At 32.5% G+C, this 25,574-nt stretch carries 23 protein-coding genes; 14 read left to right on the top strand and 9 right to left on the bottom strand.

Translation table 11 applies throughout. The annotated features are described in order from the left end of the window. Positions 1-23 precede the first annotated feature (23 nt). The 4 genes from brnQ to LQ688_RS06015 all read right to left on the bottom strand — a co-directional run bounded on the left by brnQ (position 24) and on the right by LQ688_RS06015 (position 5,876). Positions 24-1,388 (bottom strand): branched-chain amino acid transport system II carrier protein, encoded by a 1,365-nt coding sequence (brnQ, locus tag LQ688_RS06030; protein ID WP_218708576.1) that lies wholly within the window; start codon positions 1,386-1,388, stop codon positions 24-26. Between the two features lie 374 nt (positions 1,389-1,762). Continuing rightward, positions 1,763-2,311 carry a TetR/AcrR family transcriptional regulator gene (locus tag LQ688_RS06025; protein WP_147640685.1) on the bottom strand — a complete coding sequence of 183 codons (549 nt, stop codon included), beginning with the start codon at positions 2,309-2,311 and terminating at the stop codon, positions 1,763-1,765. 230 nt (positions 2,312-2,541) lie between these two features. Then, positions 2,542-3,471, bottom strand: coding sequence for a glycine betaine ABC transporter substrate-binding protein (locus tag LQ688_RS06020; protein ID WP_370686875.1), 930 nt, complete (start codon positions 3,469-3,471; stop codon positions 2,542-2,544). 14 nt (positions 3,472-3,485) lie between these two features. Then, positions 3,486-5,876, bottom strand: a complete 2,391-nt coding sequence (locus tag LQ688_RS06015; protein ID WP_218708556.1) for an MMPL family transporter — start codon at positions 5,874-5,876, stop codon at positions 3,486-3,488. A 419-nt stretch (positions 5,877-6,295) separates the two neighbouring features. Between LQ688_RS06015 and LQ688_RS06010 the strand changes: the two genes are divergently transcribed. The 8 genes from LQ688_RS06010 to lacG all read left to right on the top strand — a co-directional run bounded on the left by LQ688_RS06010 (position 6,296) and on the right by lacG (position 13,625). Next, on the top strand, positions 6,296-7,051 hold the full coding sequence (locus LQ688_RS06010) for a DeoR/GlpR family DNA-binding transcription regulator (protein ID WP_135032093.1): 756 nt from the start codon (positions 6,296-6,298) through the stop codon (positions 7,049-7,051). Between the two features lie 185 nt (positions 7,052-7,236). Further along, complete coding sequence (gene lacA, locus LQ688_RS06005; protein WP_016998942.1) at positions 7,237-7,665, top strand: galactose-6-phosphate isomerase subunit LacA; 429 nt, start codon at positions 7,237-7,239, stop codon at positions 7,663-7,665. Positions 7,666-7,682: 17 nt separating this feature from the next. Next, the gene (gene lacB / locus LQ688_RS06000) at positions 7,683-8,198 is read left to right on the top strand and encodes a galactose-6-phosphate isomerase subunit LacB (RefSeq protein WP_064204377.1); all 516 of its coding nucleotides are present in this window, start codon (positions 7,683-7,685) and stop codon (positions 8,196-8,198) included. A gap of 12 nt (positions 8,199-8,210) precedes the next feature. After that, positions 8,211-9,143, top strand: a complete 933-nt coding sequence (locus LQ688_RS05995; RefSeq protein ID WP_016998944.1) for a tagatose-6-phosphate kinase — start codon at positions 8,211-8,213, stop codon at positions 9,141-9,143. A gap of 4 nt (positions 9,144-9,147) precedes the next feature. Then, positions 9,148-10,128, top strand: coding sequence for a tagatose-bisphosphate aldolase (lacD, locus tag LQ688_RS05990; RefSeq protein WP_239724360.1), 981 nt, complete (start codon positions 9,148-9,150; stop codon positions 10,126-10,128). 24 nt (positions 10,129-10,152) lie between these two features. Further along, the gene (locus LQ688_RS05985) at positions 10,153-10,467 is read left to right on the top strand and encodes a PTS lactose/cellobiose transporter subunit IIA (protein WP_016998946.1); all 315 of its coding nucleotides are present in this window, start codon (positions 10,153-10,155) and stop codon (positions 10,465-10,467) included. A 2-nt stretch (positions 10,468-10,469) separates the two neighbouring features. Further along, positions 10,470-12,203, top strand: a complete 1,734-nt coding sequence (locus LQ688_RS05980) for a lactose-specific PTS transporter subunit EIIC (protein WP_239724364.1) — start codon at positions 10,470-10,472, stop codon at positions 12,201-12,203. 18 nt (positions 12,204-12,221) lie between these two features. Then, positions 12,222-13,625 (top strand): 6-phospho-beta-galactosidase, encoded by a 1,404-nt coding sequence (lacG, locus tag LQ688_RS05975; RefSeq protein WP_064204381.1) that lies wholly within the window; start codon positions 12,222-12,224, stop codon positions 13,623-13,625. Positions 13,626-13,709: 84 nt separating this feature from the next. Here lacG and LQ688_RS05970 read toward each other — a convergent pair whose 3' ends face one another. Together LQ688_RS05970 and LQ688_RS05965 are read right to left on the bottom strand one after the other, a co-directional pair. After that, entirely contained in the window at positions 13,710-14,360 is a 651-nt protein-coding gene (locus LQ688_RS05970) for a hypothetical protein (RefSeq protein WP_239724359.1), read from the bottom strand. Positions 14,361-14,448: 88 nt separating this feature from the next. Beyond that, positions 14,449-16,200, bottom strand: coding sequence for a purple acid phosphatase family protein (locus tag LQ688_RS05965; protein ID WP_481817069.1), 1,752 nt, complete (start codon positions 16,198-16,200; stop codon positions 14,449-14,451). Positions 16,201-16,479: 279 nt separating this feature from the next. On the opposite strand from LQ688_RS05965, the gene LQ688_RS05960 reads away from it, so the two are divergent. Beyond that, complete coding sequence (locus LQ688_RS05960; RefSeq protein WP_064204384.1) at positions 16,480-17,229, top strand: glycerophosphoryl diester phosphodiesterase; 750 nt, start codon at positions 16,480-16,482, stop codon at positions 17,227-17,229. Positions 17,230-17,396: 167 nt separating this feature from the next. Here the strand turns inward: LQ688_RS05960 and LQ688_RS05955 are convergent, their stop codons facing one another. Together LQ688_RS05955 and LQ688_RS05950 are read right to left on the bottom strand one after the other, a co-directional pair. Continuing rightward, entirely contained in the window at positions 17,397-18,614 is a 1,218-nt protein-coding gene (locus LQ688_RS05955; RefSeq protein ID WP_239752678.1) for a 5,10-methylene-tetrahydrofolate dehydrogenase, read from the bottom strand. Position 18,615: 1 nt separating this feature from the next. Beyond that, positions 18,616-19,770: a hypothetical protein gene (locus tag LQ688_RS05950; protein ID WP_239724353.1), complete on the bottom strand. Its 1,155-nt coding sequence runs from the start codon at positions 19,768-19,770 to the stop codon at positions 18,616-18,618. A gap of 261 nt (positions 19,771-20,031) precedes the next feature. On the opposite strand from LQ688_RS05950, the gene LQ688_RS05945 reads away from it, so the two are divergent. After that, positions 20,032-21,006, top strand: a complete 975-nt coding sequence (locus LQ688_RS05945) for a ketoacyl-ACP synthase III (protein ID WP_064211384.1) — start codon at positions 20,032-20,034, stop codon at positions 21,004-21,006. An 83-nt stretch (positions 21,007-21,089) separates the two neighbouring features. Here LQ688_RS05945 and LQ688_RS05940 read toward each other — a convergent pair whose 3' ends face one another. Beyond that, a complete protein-coding gene (locus LQ688_RS05940) occupies positions 21,090-22,280 on the bottom strand; it encodes an NADH-dependent flavin oxidoreductase (protein ID WP_239724351.1) in 1,191 nt (396 codons plus the stop codon). A gap of 266 nt (positions 22,281-22,546) precedes the next feature. On the opposite strand from LQ688_RS05940, the gene LQ688_RS05935 reads away from it, so the two are divergent. The 4 genes from LQ688_RS05935 to LQ688_RS05920 are packed head-to-tail and all read left to right on the top strand — an operon-like array spanning position 22,547 to position 25,571. Beyond that, positions 22,547-23,551, top strand: a complete 1,005-nt coding sequence (locus LQ688_RS05935) for an LLM class flavin-dependent oxidoreductase (RefSeq protein WP_194200371.1) — start codon at positions 22,547-22,549, stop codon at positions 23,549-23,551. Between the two features lie 18 nt (positions 23,552-23,569). Further along, positions 23,570-23,902 carry a glycine cleavage system H family protein gene (locus tag LQ688_RS05930; RefSeq protein ID WP_064204389.1) on the top strand — a complete coding sequence of 111 codons (333 nt, stop codon included), beginning with the start codon at positions 23,570-23,572 and terminating at the stop codon, positions 23,900-23,902. Then, a complete protein-coding gene (locus LQ688_RS05925) occupies positions 23,903-24,688 on the top strand; it encodes a protein-ADP-ribose hydrolase (RefSeq protein ID WP_239752676.1) in 786 nt (261 codons plus the stop codon). After that, positions 24,681-25,571, top strand: a complete 891-nt coding sequence (locus tag LQ688_RS05920) for an SIR2 family NAD-dependent protein deacylase (RefSeq protein ID WP_216683594.1) — start codon at positions 24,681-24,683, stop codon at positions 25,569-25,571. Before LQ688_RS05925 ends, LQ688_RS05920 begins: the two co-directional genes overlap by 8 nt. Positions 25,572-25,574: the final 3 nt, after the last annotated feature.

Here is a 25,574-nt window from a genome sequence, read left to right as displayed (position 1 = left end):
TTTGAAAGCGCGTTTTATTATTCTTAAGCAGGAATTTCTTTATTTTGATTTTTAGTTAGTTTATATACGCTTAAGCCAATTACAAAACCTAAAATAGACGGAAGTAGCCAGCCCATTCCAATATCAAAAAATGGTAACCATTTTTCACCGAATGAAATAACAACTTGAGCAAATTTTGTGTTTAAGAATACTTCAGGGCTCGCTTGAACTCCGTCTACAAAAGAAGCAATCATTGTGAAATATGTAGTGAAACGATAGACCGTTCTTGAATGATTAAATAAAGGACTGAATAGTGTTAGTAATATTAAAGTGATTGCAAGTGGATATAAGAACATCAGTACAGGTGTTGAATAAGTGATAATTTTAGTTAATCCAACGTTTGCAAACACACATGACATAATACTTACTACTGTAGCTAATACTAAGTAATTTTGTTTTGGAAATAGGTCTACGAATGTTTCTGAAAAAGCAGTGATAAGACCGATAGCTGTTTTTAAACATGCGACAATAATAATTAAACCTAAAATGATAATGCCGTAATTTCCTAGGTAATATTGAGCAATTTGAGCTAAAGCAATACCGCCATTTTCACTGATTTTGAAGTGGCCAAGACTCATTGTTCCCATAAAAGCTAATAAGCTATAAATAACACCCATTAAAACAATGCTAATTGTCCCAGATTTAATTGTTTCTTTAGCAATACCATTCGGACTTGTTATGCCTAATTTTTTAATTGTTGAGACTATAATTACACCGAAAGCTAGTGAAGCTAAAGCATCTAGTGTATTATAACCATCTATGAAACCAGATAATAATGAACTCTTGTCATATTTAGGATCGATCGGCGCTTCTGAAATACCACCCATAGGATTTATAAAAGCTAAAAGAATAACAATACCTAGTAAAACTAAAAATATTGGATTTAAAAACTTTCCAATATAATCTAAAATTTTGGAAGGTTTTCTTGCGAAAAACCAAGCTATTGCAAAGAATAAAATGCTAAAAATAGATAAGTATAATGTACTAGACGAACTTGAAATAAAAGGTGAAAAAGCAATTTCAAAAGAAGTCGTAGCTAACCTTGGTAAAGCAAAGAATGGTCCGATTACGAGATATAGAGCAATCGTGAATATATAAGCATAGATCACGCTGACTCTGGAAGATATCTCAAAAATACCGCTTGTTTTAGATATTCCAATAGCAACAATACCTAAGAAAGGTAAACCAATTGCAGTAATTAAGAACCCTAAATTCGCGGTAAATACGTTAGAACCAGCTAATTGGCCTAAATGAAGCGGAAAGATTAAATTGCCTGCTCCAAAAAACAAACCAAATAGCATGGATCCAATAAAAATATTCTCTTTTATTGTTAATTTTGTTTTCATGATATTTGTATGTATCCTCCATTATTATTTTAGCGGAATAGTAAGTGATTTTTATTCACTACAACCTATAAAATTACAAAAAAGTTGTAATAATATAATTAATTATGAATAAATTAATTACAAACTGCATTGTATATGAACTATCTTATATTTTTATAGACATTCAAGTCAATAAGGTTTTGAGAGAAATAAGAATATTATAAAAAAAGAAGGGGAGTATTAGCTGAACCTATTTTAATATAGTTTTAAGTATAATCGTTGGGAATTCTGGAGGTAGAAAGGCACTGAATGTTGCAAGACGAGCATCACGTGCAACATTCAGAATCATTAATAAAATTTCAAACCCTAAAAAAACAGTATTTTTGAGGTAGTGTTTTCTACTCAAAAATACTGTCTGGGCCTTCTTCTACTATTTCTAATAGTTCTTCAATAGTATAATCATATTTATTGTTATGCCATTGTTTGATTACATGTATAATCCCACTGCCATAGAAATCACTTACTAAATCTGGATGGCTTGAGTTTCGTACTTTTTTACATATCGGGTCATCATTAACCGGAGCAAACTCTTGTAAAAGTCTACTACTTATTTTGGTTAATTCATTAAAGACATCTACGTGATGTGATGTATTAATTACGTGATTAAGTAGCTCTCTATTGTTATATACATAATGGATTGTAGCTTCGAATAAAGAATCATAACGTGAAGCTTTTACTTCGTTATATAAAAGTTCTGCTATGTATTGTGTAATATGATAGAGTAAATCAAATTTATCTTCAAAGTAACGATAAAATGTACTTCGATTAACTTCTGCTTCTTTACAGATCTTTTGAACAGTTAGTTGATCAAAATCTGTTTCATGCAATAAGTCAAAAGAAATTTGAGTAATGTGTTGGACTGTTCTTTTTTGCGCAGACGAATACACTGTAAAATTCTCCTTTTTGGTTACGGAATTCATAAGCTTATATTAATGTATTCATCGACTTATAACAAATAAAATCCATTATATAAAATAAGAAATTAAATAAAATACAAAAAAAGAGCCCGAGACATAAACAATTGTCTCGGGCTCTATCATTAAATTGGCAGTAGGTGACTGGATTGAAAAAGTGATTGTATCAAATTTTTTCAATCCTACTCCCTAGACCTATAACATTAATTTTCTTTTATGCCTTCAGTCCATTTATCTTTTTTACTTTCATGATTATTAACGTAATCTTCAGCTACTTTTTGTGGGTCTTCGTTATCCACATAGATTTTTTTAGATAACTCTTTTTCGTCATCTTCATTCCAATCATTAGCAATACGTGTCGCTATTTTATAAGCTGCTGGATGATTGTTTTTGAAGTTTTTATTGAATACTAAGTTTACGTGTTCTTTACCACTGCCATATATTTTATCCGGATCGTCTAACATTTTGAAATCCATTTCTTCGAATATCCAGTGGGGTTGAGTTCCAGTGAAGATTATAGGTTGTTGTTTTTTATATTTTTCTTGAATTGTCTTTAACATTTCTTCATCTGAAGATTTATCAAGTTTCCAATCACTGAAATCATTATCTTTTAATGCTTCATTTGTTTCTTTCATAACACCGTTTCTATTATCTGTACCCGTGATTGTCCAATCTACTGATTTTCCTAAATCATTATCATTTTTTAAATCATCAATTGAGTCTACATCTTTCATATATTTAGGCACTGCCAATGAAACATTTGCTTCATCAATTATATTTTTGTCATCGTAAACTTCTAAGTTATCATATTTATTTAAATAACTTTTGTCTGTTGACGGAAAAATACCAGCTGCGTTAAACGAGTTAGAGTTTTCTGATGTTGCTGAATACAATGGTCCGCTAGCAGGTACCGGCGTAGTTACGACATCATAGCCTACATCTTTTAATACTTCAGCGATAACAAGTGAACGTGCTGCTGAATTATCCCCTTTATACGGAATTTCGATTTCTTTTCCGCCTAGATCAGTAGAAGAATTTTCTTCTGAACTTCCACTTCCACAAGCACTTAATATCATTGCAATCATTAGTGTTGTGACGAGGCCAATTATTTTGAATTTACTATTTTTAAACAATCTGAGAACCTCCTTTACTCATTATTATCGTCATTCAAGTCTTCTTGATTATCTTCTTTTAAATCTTCCTGATTAATATATTTGTCATAAACGGAAGGATTATATTCTTTTGCGTAAAGCATTAATGCATTGAATAGTATCATTTGATCTGAAGAATCATTTGATAAATCTTTGAATAAATTAGTTGTTCTTTGTTCAACATTTTGGTTATTTGGGTCTACGCCAAAGTTATAAGTACTATTATGAGTATCTTCTTCTGAACCTTCTTGTAAAGCGTGACCTTCAACATCTATTTTAGGTAAGAGACGGTCTAACCATTTAGGCATATACCACGAAGCGTTACCGAATAGTTTTGTAAGTGCTGGTATCAGTGTCATACGAACGATGAATGCATCGAATAACACACCAAATGCTAGAGAAATACCCATGGACTTGATGGTTACATCATCTTGGAAAACGAATGCGATGAATACACTGAACATAATAAGTGCTGCTGCAACAATTACAGGACCACTTTGTTTAATACCAACTTTAATAGAATGTGCGTTATCTCCTGTTTTGCTGAACTCTTCGTGAACACGTGACATTAAGAATAATTCATAGTCAATTGCTAAACCGAACAAGAGACCTATTGTAATGACAGGTAAGAATGCCAAGATTGGACCTGTAGCATCAATTCCGAATAATCCGCTTAAGAAACCTTCTTGCATAACGAATGTTGTGAATCCTAATGTTGCCATTAATGATAGAACAAAGCCTAGAACAGCTTTTAATGGTACAAGGATTGAACGGAATACGAATAGTAATAGTACGAATGCTAGAGCTACGATAACGCCAGCGAATACTGGTATAGCATCATTTAATTTTTTAGACATATCTATGTTAATAACACTTTGTCCAGAAATTTCAGTATTAAAGTCATATTTGTCTTGTGCTTGGTCATCATAATCTCTTAAGTCATAAACTAAATCGTTTGTTGAAACAGCATTAGGACCTTCTTCAGGTGTTATTGCTAACAATGCATAGTTATTGTTGTTTGTTAACTGTGGTGAAGATACTTTGTCGACGCTATCTAGATCTTCTAAGTCGTCTCGAACATTATCTAGATTACGTTTAATTGTATTTTCACTACCATTGTCTTTTGTATTGATTAACATAACAATTTGACCGTTATAACCTTCTCCAAACTCTTTAGAGACTAATTCATTTGCTTTATATGCAGATGAATCTGCAGGTTTCATACCGTCATCAGGCATACCTAGGCGCATTTGTGCGACAGGTATAATCGCTAAACCTAAAACAACTAAACTTAAAATAACAGCGATAACAGGTTTGCCAACTACAAAGTTAGACCATGGTGTATCGTACCCTTTATTATCTGTATTTTTCTTATTTTTAATTTTAATATGTTTATGGAATATACTGATAAACGCTGGTAATAATGTTAATGCTGCTAATACAGCGAATAGAACACTGATAGCTGATGCATAACCCATTACTGCTAGGAATTCGATACCTACTAGAGATAAACCACAAACAGCAATAATTACTGTGATACCAGCAAAGATAACGGCACTACCAGCTGTCCCAACTGCCATACCTATTGCTTTAATTGGATCTTTTTCAGTTTTGGATACTTCTTTATATCTAAATAGAATAAATAGTGAATAGTCAATACCGACGGCAAGACCAATCATTACTGCCAGTGTCAGTGTGACATTAGGTATATCGAACACGTAAGTCAGTAGCCCTATTAAACCAATACTAGAACCTAGTCCGATTACAGCACTGATAATTGGCATACCAGCAGCGATTAATGAACCGAATGTTATAAGTAAAATAACAAATGCTACAATGACACCGATAACTTCAGACATACCACCGATATCTACATCAGATGATGTGCCTTCTGTCGTTTCAATTTGTAGATTATGATCATCTTCTAATTTATTTAATTCGTGCATGATATTATTTTTAGAAGAATCCTTTAATGAAGTTTGCGATACAACGTAATTAATATCTGCAATTGCAGTATCTTTGTCATCGTTGATTTGTTTACTTTCATAAGGATTAGAGACATTTAAGATGTCATCATCATCTTGTTTAATATCGTCTAACGTTTTTTCAATATCTTTTTTAGTGTCTTTATCATTTATCCCATTTTCAGATTGGGAATGAAAGACAATACGCATTGATGCTTTTTCACTATCCTGATGAAATTCTTTATTAATTTTTTCATTAGTATCTAGTGATTTTAAACCATTCATTTGAATATCATCATCAAACTTTGGTGCATTTAACGTTAAAGGTAATACGATAACTGCTATTAGTATAATCCAAGCAAATACCGCTAACCATTTTTTCTGAGCTATAAATGTTCCTAGCTTGTATAAAAATTTCGCCAAAACGATTTCCTCCTAAAATATTTCTAAATGTCAGTACAAATTGAATGGTAAATTAAAAAAACTATCCATATTTATGAATAGCGCACCACTTCATACTTCATTTCGGTTTGATAAGATTACACTAACACTCTATACAATAAGAAGACACCAATAATTTTAAACTTGTGTTGAATAATGCAACACTTTTAGAAGTTTGTTGGCATTTAATTTATAAATTCAAGTAAAAATGTATGAATAAGTATTGAAAAATGAAAATTAGTAACAACAAATGAAGTTAGTTTTATAAAAGTAATTAATTTGTTAAATATTAATAAAAATTAAACATAATCAAACAAAGTCTGATATATTAATAAGTAAATGTTTCTTTTTCAAACAACTTTATTGTAAAACGAACAATAATATAAAGGGGGTCATAAGAATTGAATAAATATGATAGATTAGACGAAATAACTGACTTAGTTAATCGAAAAGGATCAATAAGAATTGCTGAAATAGTTGAAGAACTCAATGTTTCTGATATGACAATAAGACGGGATTTAGCTGAATTAGATGAACAAGGCATATTAACCAAAATACATGGTGGGGCAAGAAGTAACTCAGCATTTCAATATAAAGAAATGTCACATAAAGAGAAACATACACAATATATTGCAGAGAAAAAACAAATAGCTAAAAAGGCAGCTACTCTTATTGAAGAAGGAAACACAGTGTTTTTAGGGCCAGGTACAACTGTAGAATTATTAGCGGAAGAAATTCATAATAAAAATTTATCAGTTATAACAAACTGTTTGCCTGTATTTAATATTTTGTTTAAAAAGAAAAATGAATATTTCAAGGTCTATTTAATTGGTGGAGAAATGAGAGAAATTACAGAATCATTTGCAGGAGATATGACGAATAGTGCATTAGAAACAATGAGATTTAGTAAAATGTTCTTCAGCGCTAATGGCGTAAAAGGAATGGATGTTATGACATCTTCACATGAAGAAGCATACACTCAAAAATTAGCGCTTAGAAATTCTATAGAGAAATATTTGCTCGTTGACTCATCAAAAATAGGAAAAGAAGATTTCGTTTCATTTTGTGATTTGAAGTCATTAAACGGTGTCATAACTGATGGTAAAGACGAAGACAAAAATAAAATAATAGCAGATTATACAGAAGTCATTATATAAACAAGAACTAAACGATAAAAGACAAAATCTAAACAGATTTTGTCTTTTTTATATTATTTAAACAAAATCGAACAATAAATGTTGATTATATGTTCGTTTAAGTTTATAATCTAAACATAATCATTTTGTAAGCGTTTATATTGTTTAAAGTAACATGAAATAAACAAATAGAAAGGGAGATTTGAATGAATGTCGTAATTGGTTCAGATGAGCATGGGAAAAATCTAAAATCACGTATCAAACAATATTTATTGAAAAACAATTATAAAGTTGTAGATGCTACAGAAGGTAATGATGTTGACTTCGTAGATGCGACCTTAGCTGTTGTTAAAGAAGTTCAAACAAATGAAGAAAATTTAGGTATTGCAATAGATGCATACGGAGCAGGCAGTTTCATGGTAGCAACAAAAATTAAAGGCATGATTGCTGCTGAAGTTTCCGAAGAAAGATCAGCATATATGACAAGGGAACATAATAATTCGAGAATGATTACGATAGGTTCAGAAATTGTTGGAGAACAACTCGCAATTAACATTGTTCAAGAGTTTATTAACGCTAAATATGATGGTGGAAGACATCAAATTCGTGTCGATATGTTAAATAAAATGTGCTAAATGAGGAGGAAATATAGATGAAGATTGCAATTGGTTGTGATCATATTGTTACAGATACAAAAATGGCAGTTTCACAATTTTTAAAAACGCTTGGTCATGAAGTGATTGATTGTGGTACTTATGATTTTGCGAGAACACATTATCCTATTTACGGAAAAAAGGTCGGAGAAGCAGTAACAACTGGAGAAGCAGATTTGGGTGTATGTATATGTGGGACTGGCGTTGGTATAAATAATGCTGTTAATAAAGTTCCAGGTGTACGTTCTGCTCTAGTAAGAGATATGACTTCTGCTATTTATGCTAAAGAAGAATTAAATGCGAACGTGATTGGATTTGGAGGCAAAATCATTGGTGAATTATTAATGTGCGATATTATTGAAGCTTTTATTGAAGCTGAATATAAACCTACAGAAGAGAATAAAAAGCTTATTTCTAAAATTAAATATTTAGAAGGTCAAAGTGAAAGCCAAACAGACGCTCATTTCTTTGATGAATTTTTAGAGAAGTGGGATAAAGGTGAATATCATGATTAAAGGAATATTATTATGATTTTAACGATTACGATGAATCCTTCAGTAGACATATCATATCAATTGGATAATTTATCAATCAATCATGTTAATAGAACAAATAAATTGAATAAAACCGCTGGTGGAAAAGGTTTAAATGTAACGAGAGTTTTAAACCAGTTAAATGAACAAGTTGTGGCTTCTGGTTTAAAAGGTGGTAAACTCGGAGAATTTCTTGAACAATCTTTGAATGATCATAATATAGCAAATCACTTTTTTGAAATTCAAGGCAATACAAGAAATTGTATCGCTATATTACACGAAGGAAACCAAACAGAAATACTTGAAGGTGGACCTACTATTAGTACTGAAGAAATAGAAAGCTTTAATGAACATTTTGAAGAACTCGTGAGTAAATCTGACGTTGCTGTGATATCCGGAAGTTTACCTAAAGGCGTGGAACCAAATTTTTATTCAAGTTTAATAAAGACCTGTGATAAACACTCTGTTCCAGCAATTTTAGACTGTTCTAATAAAGCGCTTACAGAAGTATTGAGAGGTCAATATAAACCATTGTTGATTAAACCGAATATCGATGAAATCGCTGAATTACTTGGAGAACAAATAAATGAAAATATTGATTCATTGAAACAAGCAGTATCGAATCCAATATTTAAAAATATCGAATGGGTTGTTGTGTCTTTAGGTTCAAATGGTGTATTCGCTAAACATAAAGATAAATATTACAAAGTGGACATACCTAAAATCCAAGTTGTGAATCCTGTTGGTTCAGGCGATTCAATGATAGCTGGTTTTGCGTCTGCTTTAATTAATAAAGCAACGAATGAAGAAATACTTAAAAAGGCAAATACTCTAGGTATGTTAAACGCACAAGAAACAGTTACGGGTTATATCAATTTAAAGAACTACGATGACCTTTATAACAAAATCAAAATTATTGAGGTGTGAACAAATGAATAAAATAGATCATAAATTTGAACAATTAAGGCGTTTAAGCGATGAGAAAGGTATCATATCAGCTTTAGCGTTCGATCAACGAGGCGCTTTAAAACGTATGATGGCTAAGTATCAAGATACAGAACCAACTTTAGAGCAAATAGAAAATTTAAAGACATTAGTTTCTGAAGCTTTAACAGAATATGCTTCTTCAATATTGCTAGATCCAGAATATGGTTTACCAGCTTCTAAAGTACGTAATAGTGAATCAGGATTATTATTAGCTTATGAAAAAACAGGCTATGATGTGAACACTAAAGGGCGATTGCCAGATTGTTTAGAAGATTGGTCAGTTAAAAGGATTAAAGAGCAAGGTGCAGATGCTGTTAAATTCCTTCTATATTATGACATTGATGATTCTGAAAGTATCAATATTAAGAAAAAGGCATATATAGAAAGGATTGGTTCTGAGTGTGTAGCTGAAAATATTCCATTTTTCTTAGAAGTATTAACTTATGACGATAATATTCCTGATAACGGAAGTGTTGAATTCGCTAAAGTTAAACCTAGAAAGGTTAATGGCGCTATGAAAGTATTCTCAGAAGAGAGATTTAATGTGGATGTATTAAAAGTAGAAGTTCCTGTAAACATGAATTACGTTGAAGGATTTGGAGAAAGTGAAATTGTATATACGAAAGAAGAAGCTATGCAATATTTTAGAGAACAAGAAGATTCAACAAACCTTCCATACATTTATTTAAGTGCAGGTGTATCTGCAAAATTATTCCAAGAAACATTGGAATTTGCACATGCATCAGGTGCTAAATTCAATGGTGTACTTTGTGGACGAGCAACTTGGGCAGGAGTCGTACCTATTTACATAGAAAAAGGGGAAGAAGCGGCTAGAAAATGGTTGCAAACAGAAGGTTTTAATAATATTAATGCATTGAATAATGTGATTAAACAAACAGCTTTTTCAGTTAAGGAGAAATTATAAGAACGAATTAAAGGAGTGTTAACCATGAATCGTGAAGAAACAACAATGTTAGGTTTTGAAATAGTCGCTTATGCAGGAGACGCTAGATCAAAATTACTAGAAGCATTAAACGCTGCACAACAAGGGGATTTCAATGAAGCAGAACAATTAATAGAAGGAGCTAATCAATGTATTGTAAGTGCTCATAATGCACAAACTGATTTGCTAGCTAAAGAAGCATCTGGCGAAGACATTGCATATAGTGTAACGATGATGCATGGTCAAGACCACCTTATGACTACTCTGCTTCTGAAAGATATGATGAAGCATATCGTTGAACTATATAAAAGAGGGAGCTGATAATTATGGAAGCACTTATCGCACAAATTGAAAAAGCTAAGCCACTTTTTGAAAAAATTTCTCGAAATATTTATTTAAGAGCTATCCGTGATGGTTTTATTTCAGCAATGCCTGTAATTTTATTTTCAAGTATTTTCTTATTAATAGCTTATGTACCAAACGTATTTGGTTTTACATGGAGCAAGAGTATTGAAGATGCACTTATGAAGCCTTATCAATACACGATGGGTATTGTAGCATTGTTAGTTGCGGGTACTACTGCTAAATCTTTAACCGATTCGTATAACCGAAGATTAGAAAATACAAAGCAAATTAACTTTATATCTACTATGTTAGCATCGATTTGTGGCTTTTTATTTTTAGCTTCTGATTCGATAAAAGAGGGCGGATTTGCGAGTGAGTTTCTAGGTACTAAAGGTTTATTAACAGCATTTTTATCTGCATTCGTTACAGTTATAATATATAACATTTGTGTTAAGAAAAACGTCACGATAAAAATGCCCGAAGAAGTTCCACCAAATATTTCACAAGTATTTAAAGATATTATCCCATTCGCTTTAGTTATTTTAGTGTTATATGGTTTTGATTTACTAAGTAGAGCAGCATTAGGATCAAATGTTGCTCACGCTATCATCAAGTTCTTCGCACCATTATTTACGGCAGCAGACGGCTATGTCGGTATTACTATTATATTTGGAGCTTTTGCATTATTTTGGTTCGTTGGAATTCATGGTCCTTCAATAGTGGAACCGGCAATAGCTGCTATAACTTATGCTAATATTGAAACGAACTATCAATTATTAAGTTCTGGTGCTCATGCAGACAAAATCATAACTTCTGGAACACAAATGTTTATTGCAACTATGGGTGGAACAGGTGCTACTTTAGTCGTGCCATTCATGTTTATGTGGCTAGCTAAATCTAAGCGTAATAAAGCGATTGGAAGAGCATCTGTAGTACCTACATTCTTTGGAGTGAATGAGCCTATTCTCTTTGGTGCACCATTAGTGTTGAACCCTGTGTTCTTCATACCATTCATATTAGCGCCAATAGCAAACGTATGGATTTTTAAAATATTTGTTGATTTAGTTGGTATGCATAGTTTTAGTGTTAACCTTCCATGGACAACGCCAGCGCCTCTCGGAATTGTGATGGGAACAGGATTAGGAGTATGGTCCTTTATTTTAGCGATTACTTTAGTGATAGTAGATATTATTATTTATTACCCATTCCTTAGAGTGTACGATAGACAAATTGTTGAAGAAGAAATTTCTGGACTCAATCAATCTGAGAATCTACAAGATAAAGTTAAGGAAAATTTTGATACAAGTAAAGCTGATAGTATTATAAGTAGTTCTAATAATAATGAAACTCAAGAATATGATGAAGAACAAAGTAATAATGACTTAAGCAACGATGAAGCCAAAAACGTATTAGTATTATGCGCAGGTGGCGGTACGAGTGGATTACTTGCTAACGCTTTAAACAAAGCAGCTAAAGAATTTGGAGCACACGTTACGGCAGCAGCTGGAAGTTATGGTGCTCATATGGACATTATGAAAGACTATGATTTAATCGTTCTTGCACCACAAGTAGCTTCAAACTACGAAGATATTAAACAAGACGTTGATAGATTAGGTCTTAAATTAGCAAAAACAGAAGGTGCAGAATACATTAAATTAACGCGTGATGGTAAAGGCGCATTAGAGTTTGTAAAAAATCAATTCAATAATTAGAAGGGAATAGAGATATATATGAAAAAATTACCTGAGGATTTTATTTTTGGTGGCGCAACTGCAGCATATCAAGCTGAAGGAGCAACTCAAACAGATGGAAAAGGAAGAGTAGCTTGGGACACTTATTTAGAAGAGAATTATTGGTATACGGCAGAGCCAGCAAGTGATTTTTATAATCGTTATCCAGTAGATTTAGAGCTTAGTGAAAAATTTGGAGTTAATGGAATTAGAATTTCGATAGCATGGTCAAGAATTTTTCCAGATGGATACGGTGAAGTGAATTCTAAAGGTGTTGAATATTATCATAATTTATTTAAAGAATGTCAAAAAAGAAATGTAGAACCGTTTGTAACGCTTCATCACTTTGATACACCTGAAACGTTACATTCTGACGGAGACTTTTTAAACCGTCAAAATATTGATTATTTCGTTGAATATGCAGATTTTTGCTTTAATGAATTTGAAGAAGTGAATTATTGGACTACATTTAATGAAATTGGACCTATAGGAGATGGTCAATACTTAGTAGGTAAATTCCCTCCAGGTATTAAATATGATTTCGAAAAAGTATTTCAATCTCATCACAATATGATGATAGCGCACGCAAGAGCAATTAAAATATTTAAAGAAAAAGGGTATAAAGGAGAAATTGGTATTGTTCATGCACTTCCTACTAAATATCCATATGATCCAAGTAACCCTGAAGATGTGAGAGCAGCGGAACTTGAAGATATTATCCATAATAAATTTATTTTAGATGCAACATACTTGGGCGAGTACTCAGACAAAACAATGCAAGGTGTTCAGCACATACTTGAAGTCAATGGAGGAGAACTTGATATTCGCGATGAAGATTTAAAAATATTAAATGATTCAAAAGACTTAAATGACTTCTTAGGTATCAATTATTATATGAGTGATTGGATGAAAGCATTTGACGGTGAATCTGAAATTACACATAATTCGAAAGGCAATAAAGGTGGATCTAAATATCAACTTAAAGGTATAGGGCAACGTGAGTTTGATGTAGATGTACCACGCACGGATTGGGATTGGATGATATATCCTAAAGGACTTTATGATCAAATTATGAGAGTGAAAGCAGATTATCCAAACTATAAGAAAATTTATATTACGGAAAATGGTCTAGGGTATAAAGATAAATTTGAAGATAATACAGTTTATGATGATGCTCGTATTGATTATGTTAAGAAACATTTAGAAGTAATATCAGACGCTATAGCAGATGGTGCAAATGTTAAAGGGTATTTTATCTGGTCATTAATGGATGTGTTTTCTTGGTCAAACGGTTATGAAAAAAGATATGGATTATTCTACGTAGACTTTGATACACAAGAAAGATACCCAAAGAAAAGCGCATATTGGTATAAGAAGCTATCAGAAACAAAAACAATTGAATAAAACAGTAAAAAGCTTATCTTATTGGTTACGACCAAAAGATAAGCTTTTTATATGAGTGATAAAGTGTAAAAATTCCTTTTAATATCATTTATTATTTAGAATTTTTTTCCAATCTTCTGTTAAGGTCTCATTTTTTATTTCTTTGAAAATGAAGTTAGGTTTTAAGTTTGGATCTTTGTCATTATGATCTTTTGCTGCGAACCCTGTTGAAAGAGTAATGTCATCTTCTGAATTAAATGTGTGTGCATAAACTTTACCATTATCAGCAAACAAATATTTTGTAATAGGCTTATTCATATTTGCTACATTTTGATAGCCTTCAATATTAGATAAATTTTCTGCTGCTTTATCAAACCCAGTTGTGCCATTACTTGAATGATATGAGACAGCCCCAACAACATTGTGTATATCAAATGCTTTTTTGCCTGGTTTGCCTTTATCACTAACTTGAATTTCACCATCATCTGTAAGTGTATATGCATCACCAGTAGCATAATCACCGAAGCTCAAATAACGATTAGAGATTGCTAAAGATTGTTCTTGAGCATATTTATCTAATGATTTCATGATAGATTTTTTAATTTTTTTCTTATCTGATGAATTAATATCTGTTTTTTGGGCTTGAGTTGTATGTGCTGATTTAACGTGTTGTTGAGATTGGCTTTGGCTACTACAACCGACGGTAAAAACGACGATGCTAATTGTAAGAAAAATGTATTTGAATATTGCTTTCATAAATAAACTCCTTTATGTATAAGGGGGTGGGACTACGAAATCTTTTTATCAAAATAAGATTTCTGTCCCACTCCCAATTCATTCATAACTATTTATTTTGCTTATTTTTCAAAATACCAAATTCGTCGACTAATTTTACTTCACGTTGTTCTCCTTTGCTAATATCTCCGTATAGTTGATAAATTTTCACTTTAAGTTTGTTTCCTGATACTTCGTAAACTGAGAAGTTTTGCTCGGATGAATCGCGATTATTTTCATGACTAGTATCAAAAGCTTTAGATTTATGTGGTTGATTGCCAAGTGCGAACAAGCTGTTGTAATGATCTAATTGTTGTTGTGTTAAATCTCCTAATTCAGGACGTACTTTTTTAATGTGTTCTAATGAACGATCATAAATAGCATCATAAGCTTTTGTACCACCTGTGTTTGGCAACACATAGACTGAACCATTTGGATTATCATAATATTCTACATGGTCTTTTCCTAAAACTTGTGGTGCATCTTCAGGTTTTGCGTTTACAAAACTATTTTTAGTAGAAGTATGCTCCAATGGTTTAGTTCGTGATAAAACATGATCGTGACCTTGTAATACTAAATCCACATCTAATTCATCAATCTCTTTTGTCAGTTCATTTCTAATTTTATTAACATCTTCATCGGATAGTGCATGATAAGATTTTGAATACATTGGTTTATGCAGGTTTAAAATAATCCATTTTGCACCGTTTTGTTTTGCTTGCTTAATATCTTTTTTAATCCAATCCATTTGTTCTTTGCCGATTGCTTTTTCATCAGGATTATCTTTAGATTTTTTGTTGTCATTTGTATTTGCTACAACCATGTGTGCACCGTTGTAATCAAATGAGTAATAAGAACCACCATTTACTGCATTATTTTCTTTTGGCACGTTCATGTGTTTGTTAAATTGACCTAATAATTTGTCATCGTCTTCACTTAAAGCATATTCATCGTGATTTCCTGGAGCAGAAGCGACTGGAACAGATAAAAATGAAGGTCTTGAGCGCTCGTATAAATCTACCCATTCATCTTCGACTTCAGCAGTTTCAACAAAATCACCTGTGTGTAATGCGAAATTTGGATCTCCTGCTGTTTGAATTGCTTGTTGAATTGTATCAGCACCGAATTGAGCTTCGTTTCTTACATGTTCATTCCAGTAAGCATTTTGTGTATCAGTATACTGTACGAATTTAAATTCATCACCACTGTTACCAGATGTTTTGAATTGACCAACTTCACTTTGTGGACCACTCGCACTACCAACTTTATAATAGTATTTTGTATTCGGCTTTAAATTTTGAGCTTTAGCTTTATATGTATACTCTGGAACGGTAGTTAATTCAGACTTACCGTGTTTATCACCGCTAGTCCATTCCGCACCGCTAGCATTCTCATCAGTATAATAGCCATTAATTTTTTCTTTACCATTACTATCTTTAATAATTTCGCCTTCATCGTCTTTCTCTACATCAGCAAAAATGAAATTCCCGTTTTTATCTCGTTCGACATATTTAGAATTTACTTTTTTAGGCTTTGAATTAACTACTTGCGCGTCACTAAAATCTCCCGTTTCTGATATCCATACTTTTGCATCATTAAACTTATTTGTCGTGTACCAACTAAAACCCAGTTGTGTTCTTGTATCACCATTAAAATTAGCGATTATACGATTTGGGTTGTTATTTGTAGGCACGGGCGCTACTTGAGGTTTTTCTTGCATAATCTTGATAGATTGATTACTTTGGGCTTGGGAACTGTTTTGCTCAGGTGCTTTTCCCGCTCCACTTGCATCTGCATATTGTGAACCAGGTAAGAGTAACATAACACTTGCTGTACTTGCTGTGACAAACTTTAACAAACTTCCACTTTTCATCTTTTAAGAACCTCCTATGTATGATTACTTCGAATTATAGCAATGGGATGTTAAATTAATATTAAGATGTTGTTAAAATACATAACTTGCTTTAAACCGCTAATCAACTAATAGAATGACCTTTACAAGAGACTCATATTTCTTGTGTTGGACGTTCTTTATATCTAAAATACAAAAAAAGAGGGTAGTAGATTAATAGAACCTTCAATATAGTTAAGGAGTGAAGAAATGCTTACCGTTTATGGACATAGAGGGCTGCCTAGTAAAGCTCCAGAAAATACGATTGCATCTTTCAAAGCAGCATCCGAAATTGAGGATGTAAAATGGTTGGAACTTGATGTAGCCATTACGAAAGATGAACAATTAATTATTATTCATGATGATTATTTAGATCGTACGACAAATATGACCGGGGAAATAACTCAATATAATTATAGTGACATTAAATCTGCATCTGCCGGATCTTGGTATAGTTCGAAATTCAAAGATGAAGTTTTGCCAACATTTGACGATGTGATTGAAATAGCAAATGAATATAATATGAATTTGAATGTAGAATTAAAAGGTGTAACTGGACCAAATGGAACTGCACTTTCCAATAGTATGGTTAAACAAGTTAAAGAAAAGTTAGCTCAGTTAAACTCTAATCTTGAAGTTCTTATTTCAAGTTTTAATTTTGTATTAATCAAGTTATCGCATGAAATAATGCCGGAATATAAACGAGCTTGTTTATTCTGGACAACATCTTTCAGAGAAGACTGGAGAACAATTTTAGATTATTGTCATTCTAAAACTGTTAATGTTCAAGATTCATCTCAGTTAACGCAATCTAAAATAAGTGTGATTAAAGAAGCAGGATATGAAATTAACGTTTGGACTGTTAATAAAGCATCCCGTGCGAATCAACTCGCAAATTGGGGAATAGATGGTATCTTCACAGATAACGCTGATAAATTAATTCATTTATCAAATTCATAAAAAACCTTAGCTATAAACCTACTAATGTAATTAGGTTTTAAGCTAAGGCTTTTTTTAATATTTCTGTTTCACGTGAGACAATTTTAATATTTATAGACGAATTTACATAGAGGGAGTCTAAGGGTTGTCTGACCGTACTGATACGGGTACTCTTATTTCTCTTGATTTTAATCCGTGTTATAGACTGTTTGATCTTTATTGTCTTGTTTTTTTTCTTGTTGCTCTGCTTTGTCTTCTTCTTCGATTTCAGCTTCTTGTTGTTCTTTTTCTTCTCGTAATTCTTTGATGCGTTTGTAACGCATTTTTTGTCTATAGCCATAAGTACTTTCGAGTATTAATTCTTCATTATTTAAGCCTGCGCCAATTGCTCCGGCAACAGTAGAAATTGATGCTGCGAACCATGCAAGGTTAAAGAAAGTTATGAAGTCTGCTGATCTGCCCATCTTCAATGTTTGACCGAGATAATCAGGCGGTAAAATAACAAGGGCGGCTACTAAGAATAAAATCAATAACGTCACATAATAAATAATCAATGAAATTGCTAAAGTAGAAACCGTTGTAAAATTATACAATCTCGTAATGCGACGATCTTCACTTTGTTTAATAGGCTCCCACAAACGATGTGCTACAATTGTCCAAATCATCATACCTAAAACTGCAACAATCGTCATACAAAATAATCGCCACTCTGTATAAACATAACTTAAATTCCACATTGTTGTAAAAACGATACCGAATGCTCCAGTTGTAAAAGCTATTGCCACAACACTACTTAAACTAGACATCATATTGAGCGGGTTGTTCGCAAAAGTCATACCACTTATTAATCTAAATGCCCCAAATGTTTTATTGGATACTAAATATTGAACGTGTTCTGATTTAGTATTTTCTATATAGTGTGATGTACGTTTAAGAGATGATAAAGGAAATTGGCTATTCATCAGTTCATGGCTTGTTTCTGGTTCTTTATTTTTATTTTTATGTTTGTACTCATTTACTTCTTTAATAATGCCAACGATAGTATGTTTCGCTCTTTTTTTCATTGGTCTCCAACCGTATGAAGGGAGAGAAATAAGACTTGTACCAGTGTCTTTATTAATATCGACAGCTACAACATATTTTTCTTGAAAGACTGGTAAATCGGTTATACATATCGTATAAGCCCATTCATTAGAATGATTGTAGTCATTTGTTTTTTCATAGATTCGTTCAACAGATTCTGCTGAACCCGTTAAAGGATCGATTGTTAAACTAATTTTCCATTCAACATCTGAATTTATATATTTAGACAAAGTTTCAGGTAGTTCATTTTCAAGTTGATAAGCTAAATTTTCAGGGAGGCCAGGGGCTGCAACTATACCTATGACCATTTTATTTTTAGTCATCTTATTTCTCCTCCTTTCTATGCGATTGTTTTTCACCTTCATATTGTTCTTCATTTTCTTTATCATCTTCACTTTGACTTTGAGAAATGTATTCGTAACGATAGTATTGTCTGTAAGAATACGTTACGCGACGAATTTTTTCAGCATTCTCAACTGTTGAACCTAAAGCTCCTGCTAAAAAGCCTAGTGAAGTAATGAACCAAATTAAATTAACATAGTCTATGAAAGTTGGGTGTATGCTATTTAAAGAAGTCCATGATGTAAATAACTCAGGTGGCACGAAAAGTAACGCACTTATCCCGAGTAACACAAAAAGTAAAAGGTAGTGAAATATAGTAATCGAGCCTACCGTCATAAATGTTGTTAAATTATAAGCATTTCGATAAATCCTTTGTGTTTTTGTAGAAGGATGCTCCCAAAGCTTATAAGAATAAATTAACCATGCAGTCATCCCTATTAAAGATAAAAGCGTTAATAAAATAAAACGCCAATAATCATATGAAATACTTAAATCCCAAGGCGTTGAAAAAATAGACACATACGTACCTGTCGCAAATGAAACAGATATAATCTTTTTGAAATCACCTATTGCTGACCATGGTTCATTAGCATAAGTCATTCCAGCAATAATATGAATCCAACCTATAGCAGCAGATTCTATTATAATTCGTACAGTTTGGGTTGAATTGTCCTCATTAGGTGTTACTTTAGATATTTTAGCAAATTTAAATCCTTTATTTTTTAATAAATCAACATCGTCTTCTTTGCGATACATGTAATTAAGCACAAAAGCTAGAAAGCTTTTCAATTTCTTCTTTAAATTAATTACACCAAGAGCTGGTAAAGAAAGAAATGCTGAATGTGTGTCTGTGTTTATATCACATACGACTGCTTTTTTACCAGAAATACTCGGTAAATCAGTGACACAAATAACATAATCCCAATTGTTTTGATTTTTTTTATCTTTTATTAAATCAAGTGTTTCATCCATATGCTCAGATGTGCCAATCATAGGAGCTACTTCCTGTTCAAAGTGCCAATCCACGTTTGAATCTATATTAGATTTGAAAGTTTCCTCTAGTTGATTGATTACTTTATCAACCAATTTATTTGGCATATCTGGAGAAGGAATCAATCCAACTGTTATAGCCTTCATAAGGTGACCTCCTTAAACTTATATGACCATTTATTAATTCCCGTATTATCCTGATTTAATCATATTCAGAGCAAAAGAAAAAACCAAATAACATACTTTATACACAAAAAATATATAATATGACCATTTATTAATTTAAAATCTAGGAGTATAGTTGTTTATAGTACGATAATAAAAAAGTAGTTCACATCATTTAATGAATAACAAAAGTATTATTTTAAAAAGAAAATAAGAATTCTATCAAGATGAGGTGGGGAAAAGATGACTCATGCAAAAATTACAGCTGTTGGCTCATATAAGCCATCAAAAGTATTAACAAACGAAGATATGGAACAACTAGTTGAAACAAGTGACGATTGGATTATTTCACGTACAGGTATTAAAGAACGACGTATAGCAGCAGATGACGAATTTACATCTGATTTATGTTATGAAGCTATTAAAAATTTAGAAAAGAAATATAATAAAGACATTAGCGATGTGGATTTAATAATTGTCTCAACTTTAACACCGGACTATAGAACGCCAAGTGTAGCTTCATATGTACAAGGTAGACTAGGTCTTGAAAATGCTGCTGCAATAGATGTTAATGCAGCGTGCGCAGGATTTGTATATGGTATTAATATGGCAAATGCATATATATCATCAGGTATGTACAATAAAATTATTGTCGTTGCAGGTGAAGTTTTATCTAAAATCACTGATTATTCTGACCGTAATACATGTGTTTTATTTGGTGATGGCGCGGGTGCATTTTTAATAGAAAATGATGAAGAATCAAGTTTTATCACGTCCACAAGTGGCTCAGAAGGAAAATTAGCTGAAAGTTTATACTGTACAGATGTAAGTAAAACGATGTTCGGAAAAGATTTAGAACAAATCGGTTTCGTAAATCAAAATGGTAAAGAAGTGTATAAATGGGCAATTAAAATGGTACCAAGAGAAATAGAAAAAGTAGCTGAAAAAGCAAATGTAGAATTGAAAGATGTAGATTGGTTTGTACCACACAGTGCAAACTTGAAAATGATACAGAACATCTGTAAGAGAAGTGAATATCCATTTGAACGAACGCTACATAGTCTAGTTTATTACGGCAATACATCTTCAGCTACGATACCACTTGCTATAGATGATGCAGTAGACAGAGGAGATATTAAAAAAGGCGAAACACTACTGTTATTTGGCTTTGGCGGTGGTTTGACATACTCAAGTTCATTAATAAAATGGGGAATATAAGAGGGCAAGAAACTCTATTTTTCAAAAAAGCTCCTAATTCGTTAAACTTTATTTAACGAATTAGGAGCTTTTGTTAAGGAAATTTAGTCATCATAATTCTTTTCTAACTTTCGTAATTCGTCTCGTGCTTTCTTTTCTAGACCTTCCCCATAATCCATCATGCGTACGATGTCTTTAAAAGCTGCTTTTGGAATTGCTAATGATTCAAGTTCTTCTGATGTAACATTTAAATTAATTTCTTCGAGTCTGCCTTCTTTTAATTTATGAACAAAATCAGGTTCTGTAACGAAAGGTGAAGACATCCCGACCATATCTGCATTTTGGAGTGCATCTAAAGCTGTTTCAGGAGAATTGATACCTCCACTAACGATAAGTGGTATTCTTCCACTTAAATGTTCATATACGACTTGATTTACTCTTCTGCCAAAATATTTACCAGGTGTGCGCGTTGTATTTTGGTAAATATGACGCCCCCAACTAGCGATAGCTAAATAATGAATGTTTGCAACTTCTAATACCCAGTCTAAATGTTGATTAAATTCATCGATTGTATAACCAAGTTTATCTCCTCGTGTTTCTTCAGGAGTCGCTCTATAACCGAAAATAAAACCATCAGGTGCTTCTTTATCGATTATTTTTTGGACAGCTTCCATGACTTCCAATCCGAATCTTGCTCTGTTTTCTAATGTGTTTCTTCCATATTGATCTGTTCGTTCATTTGAGAATGTAGAAAAGAATGTCTGTATAAGTAAACGTTGTGCTATAGATATTTCGACACCATCAAATCCTGCTTGAATAGCACGCGAAGTTGCGTCAGCATATTGTTGTATTACTTCATTTATTTTAGAAACTGACATTTCTAGTACTTCATGTTTAATAGGTGAATTTAATGACATTGGGCTTGGGCCATAAACTTGTCCATATTTTAAAATAGCATGATTAGAAAAACGACCTGCGTGTGCAAGTTGTAAAATAGCTTTATTGCCTGAACCTTTCATTGCTTTAGCAACTTTAGTTAACCCCGGTATACAAGCATCGTCAGAAATATTAAATCCATATTCAAATAATTGTCCGTAAGGTTCTATGTATGCTGCGCCAGTTACTTGCAAAGGTGCTGAATCTGCACGTCTTTTGGCGTAATTTAAATCTTCTTCTGTAATATGACCTTCTTTAGTAGATGAATTTGTTGTCATCGGTGAAAGTACAAAACGGTTTGATAATACAACGCCATTAGGCAATTGAAGTGATTCTAATAAAGGTGAGTATTTATTCATGTTATAACATCCTCTTTCGCGCTTTTCATTACTTTCAAATTAACATTGAAAAATTTAATAATCAATAAACAAATAGCTAAATGAATATTTATATGCTGGAAATTTAATAATTGCATAAATGGTTAACAAAATACTGATAAAAAAGTTATAATATATATTGGACAAAAAGGGAATTAAGCAATAAATGTGATATTTCATACATCATCATGCATAATATAGTCGAACATGATTTTAGCAGTGATGTAAGTAATCTTGGAGATGATGGTTTGGTTGAATTAAGTGTATTGGATTACGCTGTGATAGATGAAGGAAAAAGCGCTGAAGAAGCTTTGCAAGATACTGTGAAACTGGCTAAGTTAGCAGACAAGCTTAACTTTAAGAGATTTTGGTTAACAGAGCATCACGATGTGCCAGCGTTTGCTTGCAGTAGTCCTGAATTAATGATGATGCATTTATTATCAGAAACAAAGCGAATTAAATTAGGCTCTGGTGGCGTTATGTTACCACATTATAGCCCGTATAAAATAGCAGAAAACTTTAGATTGTTAGAAGGTTTGTTTCCAAATAGAACGGATTTAGGCATTGGTAGCAATTTAGGAACTGCGATTGTTAAACGTGCTTTGAATGAAGGTAAAACAGACTTCCTAGATTATGAGCAAAGTATCAAAGATATACGTCATTATATTACGAATCAAGATGAAAGTCAGCGCTATAAAGGATTAATTGCTCAACCTCATTTATCTCATCATTCGGATATGTGGCTACTTTGTACAAGTGCTGAATCAGCTCAGATTGCAGCTGAGCAAGGAATAGGCTTGACGTTAGGTACGTTTTTATTACCTAATCAAGCTCAAATTGATAGTGCAAAAGAAAGTGTCGATACTTATCGCAAAGCTTTTAATCGCACATCATTAAATATGAGCTCCACTGTTATGATAACAACATTTGTTATTGTTACAGATACTGAACAAGAAGCTGAAGACTTGTTACAATCATTAGATGTATGGTTACTAGGCAAAAAACAGTTTGCTGAATTCAGTCGATTTCCATCTATTGAAACTGCTAAATCATATAAATTAAGTGAACGAGATCAACATTTGATTGAACAACATCGTGCACGTGTTATTGCAGGGACGAAAGAACAAGTTAAACTTAAAATAGATCGACTTGTCGAAGATTTCCAAGCAAATGAAGTCTTATTAGTACCATTACATCCAGGAATTAAACAGAGATGTAGAACTTTAGAGCTATTATCAGAAATATATTTATAAATGAAAGGAAGATTTTTAATGAAAAAATTAGCGAATTACTTATGGGTAGAGAAAGTAAATAATCAATATGTTTTTAGAATGACACCGGAGTTACAAGATGATATTGGAACTGTAGGTTATGTAGAATTTATGGGACCAGACGACATAAATGTAGACGATGAAATTGTAAGTATTGAAGCATCTAAAACAGTGTTAGATGTACAATCTCCATTAGCAGGTACAATCGTGGAACGTAATAAAAAAGCTGAAGATGAGCCAACAATTTTAAACTCTGAAAAACCTGAAGAAAATTGGTTAGTTAAATTAGAAAATGTAGACGAAGCTGCATTTAACGCATTACCTGAGGCATAAATGAAACAAACACAAGATGAGAGACTCGCTTATCTCACAGCTTATTTATGGAATGAAGCACATGGAGACAATCCTATTGTTGATGAGGGACGAAGTAAGTGGGAGCTGTATCGCGGACTCCAAAATGTTCGTCCCCCTAAACCAATAGATGATGCTTTTATCCAAGTACAAGATGCTTATTTATCAGAACTTAACCAAAAGCATGTAACATATATTGAAGATTTGGAGCCAGAATTAAACCAAAATATTTATTTATGGCAAGGTGATATCACTACATTAGCAGTAGATGGTATTGTGAATGCTGCTAATAGTAAGTTCTTAGGTTGTATGCAGGCTAACCATAATTGTATTGATAATATTATTCATACAAAAGCTGGAGTACAGCTTCGTTTAGCATGCGATGAAATTATTAAAAAACAAGGTAAAAAAGAAGGCGTAGGTAAAGCTAAAATTACGTCAGCATATAATTTACCGTCCCAATATGTGATTCATACAGTAGGACCACAAGTTCAAAGAAAACCTGTCTCACAAATGAATAAAGACTTGCTTGCGAAATCATATCGAAGTTGTTTAAAACTGGCTGATGAAAATGGATTGAAGCATTTAGCATTCTGCTGTATTTCAACTGGTGTATTTGGATTTTCACAAGAAGAGGCGACAAAAATTGCAATCGAAACAACGTTAAATTATTTAAATGAAACAAATTCTCCTATAAAAGTTATTTTTAATGTTTTTAAAGATAAAGATTTCCAATTATATAAGGAGGCACTCAGTCAACATGAATAAAGAAACATGGGATGCATTAACATTGAACCAAACCCACAATACCCAAGCTGAAGTAATTGCTCAAGCTTTTAAAGAAGCGGATGCGGTCGTAGTTGGTATTGGTGCTGGTATGTCAGCTTCTGATGGCTTCACGTATATTGGCGATCGTTTTACAAAGAACTTTCCAGACTTTATCGAAAAGTATGGATTTTTTGATATGTTACAAGCGAGTTTACATCCTTTTGAAAGTTGGCAAGAATATTGGGCTTTTGAAAGTCGATTTGTAAAATTAAATTATATAGATCAACCTGTAGGTAAGTCATATATTGCATTAAAAGAAATGCTTAAAGATAAAGAACACCATATTATAACAACTAATGCGGATAATGCTTTTGATATAGCTGAATATGACATGGATAAAGTGTTCCACATCCAAGGTAAATATATTTTATGGCAATGTAGTCAACACTGTCATGCTCAAACGTATCGAGATGATGATGCAATTAGACAAATGGTAGAACAACAAGAAGATATGAAAATCCCTTGGGACCTCATTCCACATTGTCCGAAATGTGATGCACCTATGGAAATAAATAAACGTAAAGCACAAGTAGGTATGGTAGAAGATGCTGACTTTCATGCACAGTTAGATCGGTATAATGCATTTTTAGAAAAACATCAAGATGACAAAGTTCTTTATATAGAAATTGGCATTGGTTACACAACACCTCAATTTGTGAAACATCCTTTCCAACGTATGACACGCCATAACGAAAATGCAGTTTATATGACTTTAAACAAAAAAGCGTATCGCATTCCTAAAAATATAGAAGATAGAACAATACATTTAACAGAAGACATTTCTACTTTAATAACAGATGCACAACAAATCTTACAAAATTAGGAG

This window comes from Mammaliicoccus sp. J-M40, assembly GCF_022386395.1.
In the GTDB taxonomy this organism is placed as follows: Bacteria; Bacillota; Bacilli; order Staphylococcales; family Staphylococcaceae; genus Mammaliicoccus; species Mammaliicoccus lentus.
The sequence above is the reverse complement of the archived record's forward strand: the minus strand, read 5'-3'. Positions and strand labels throughout refer to the sequence as shown.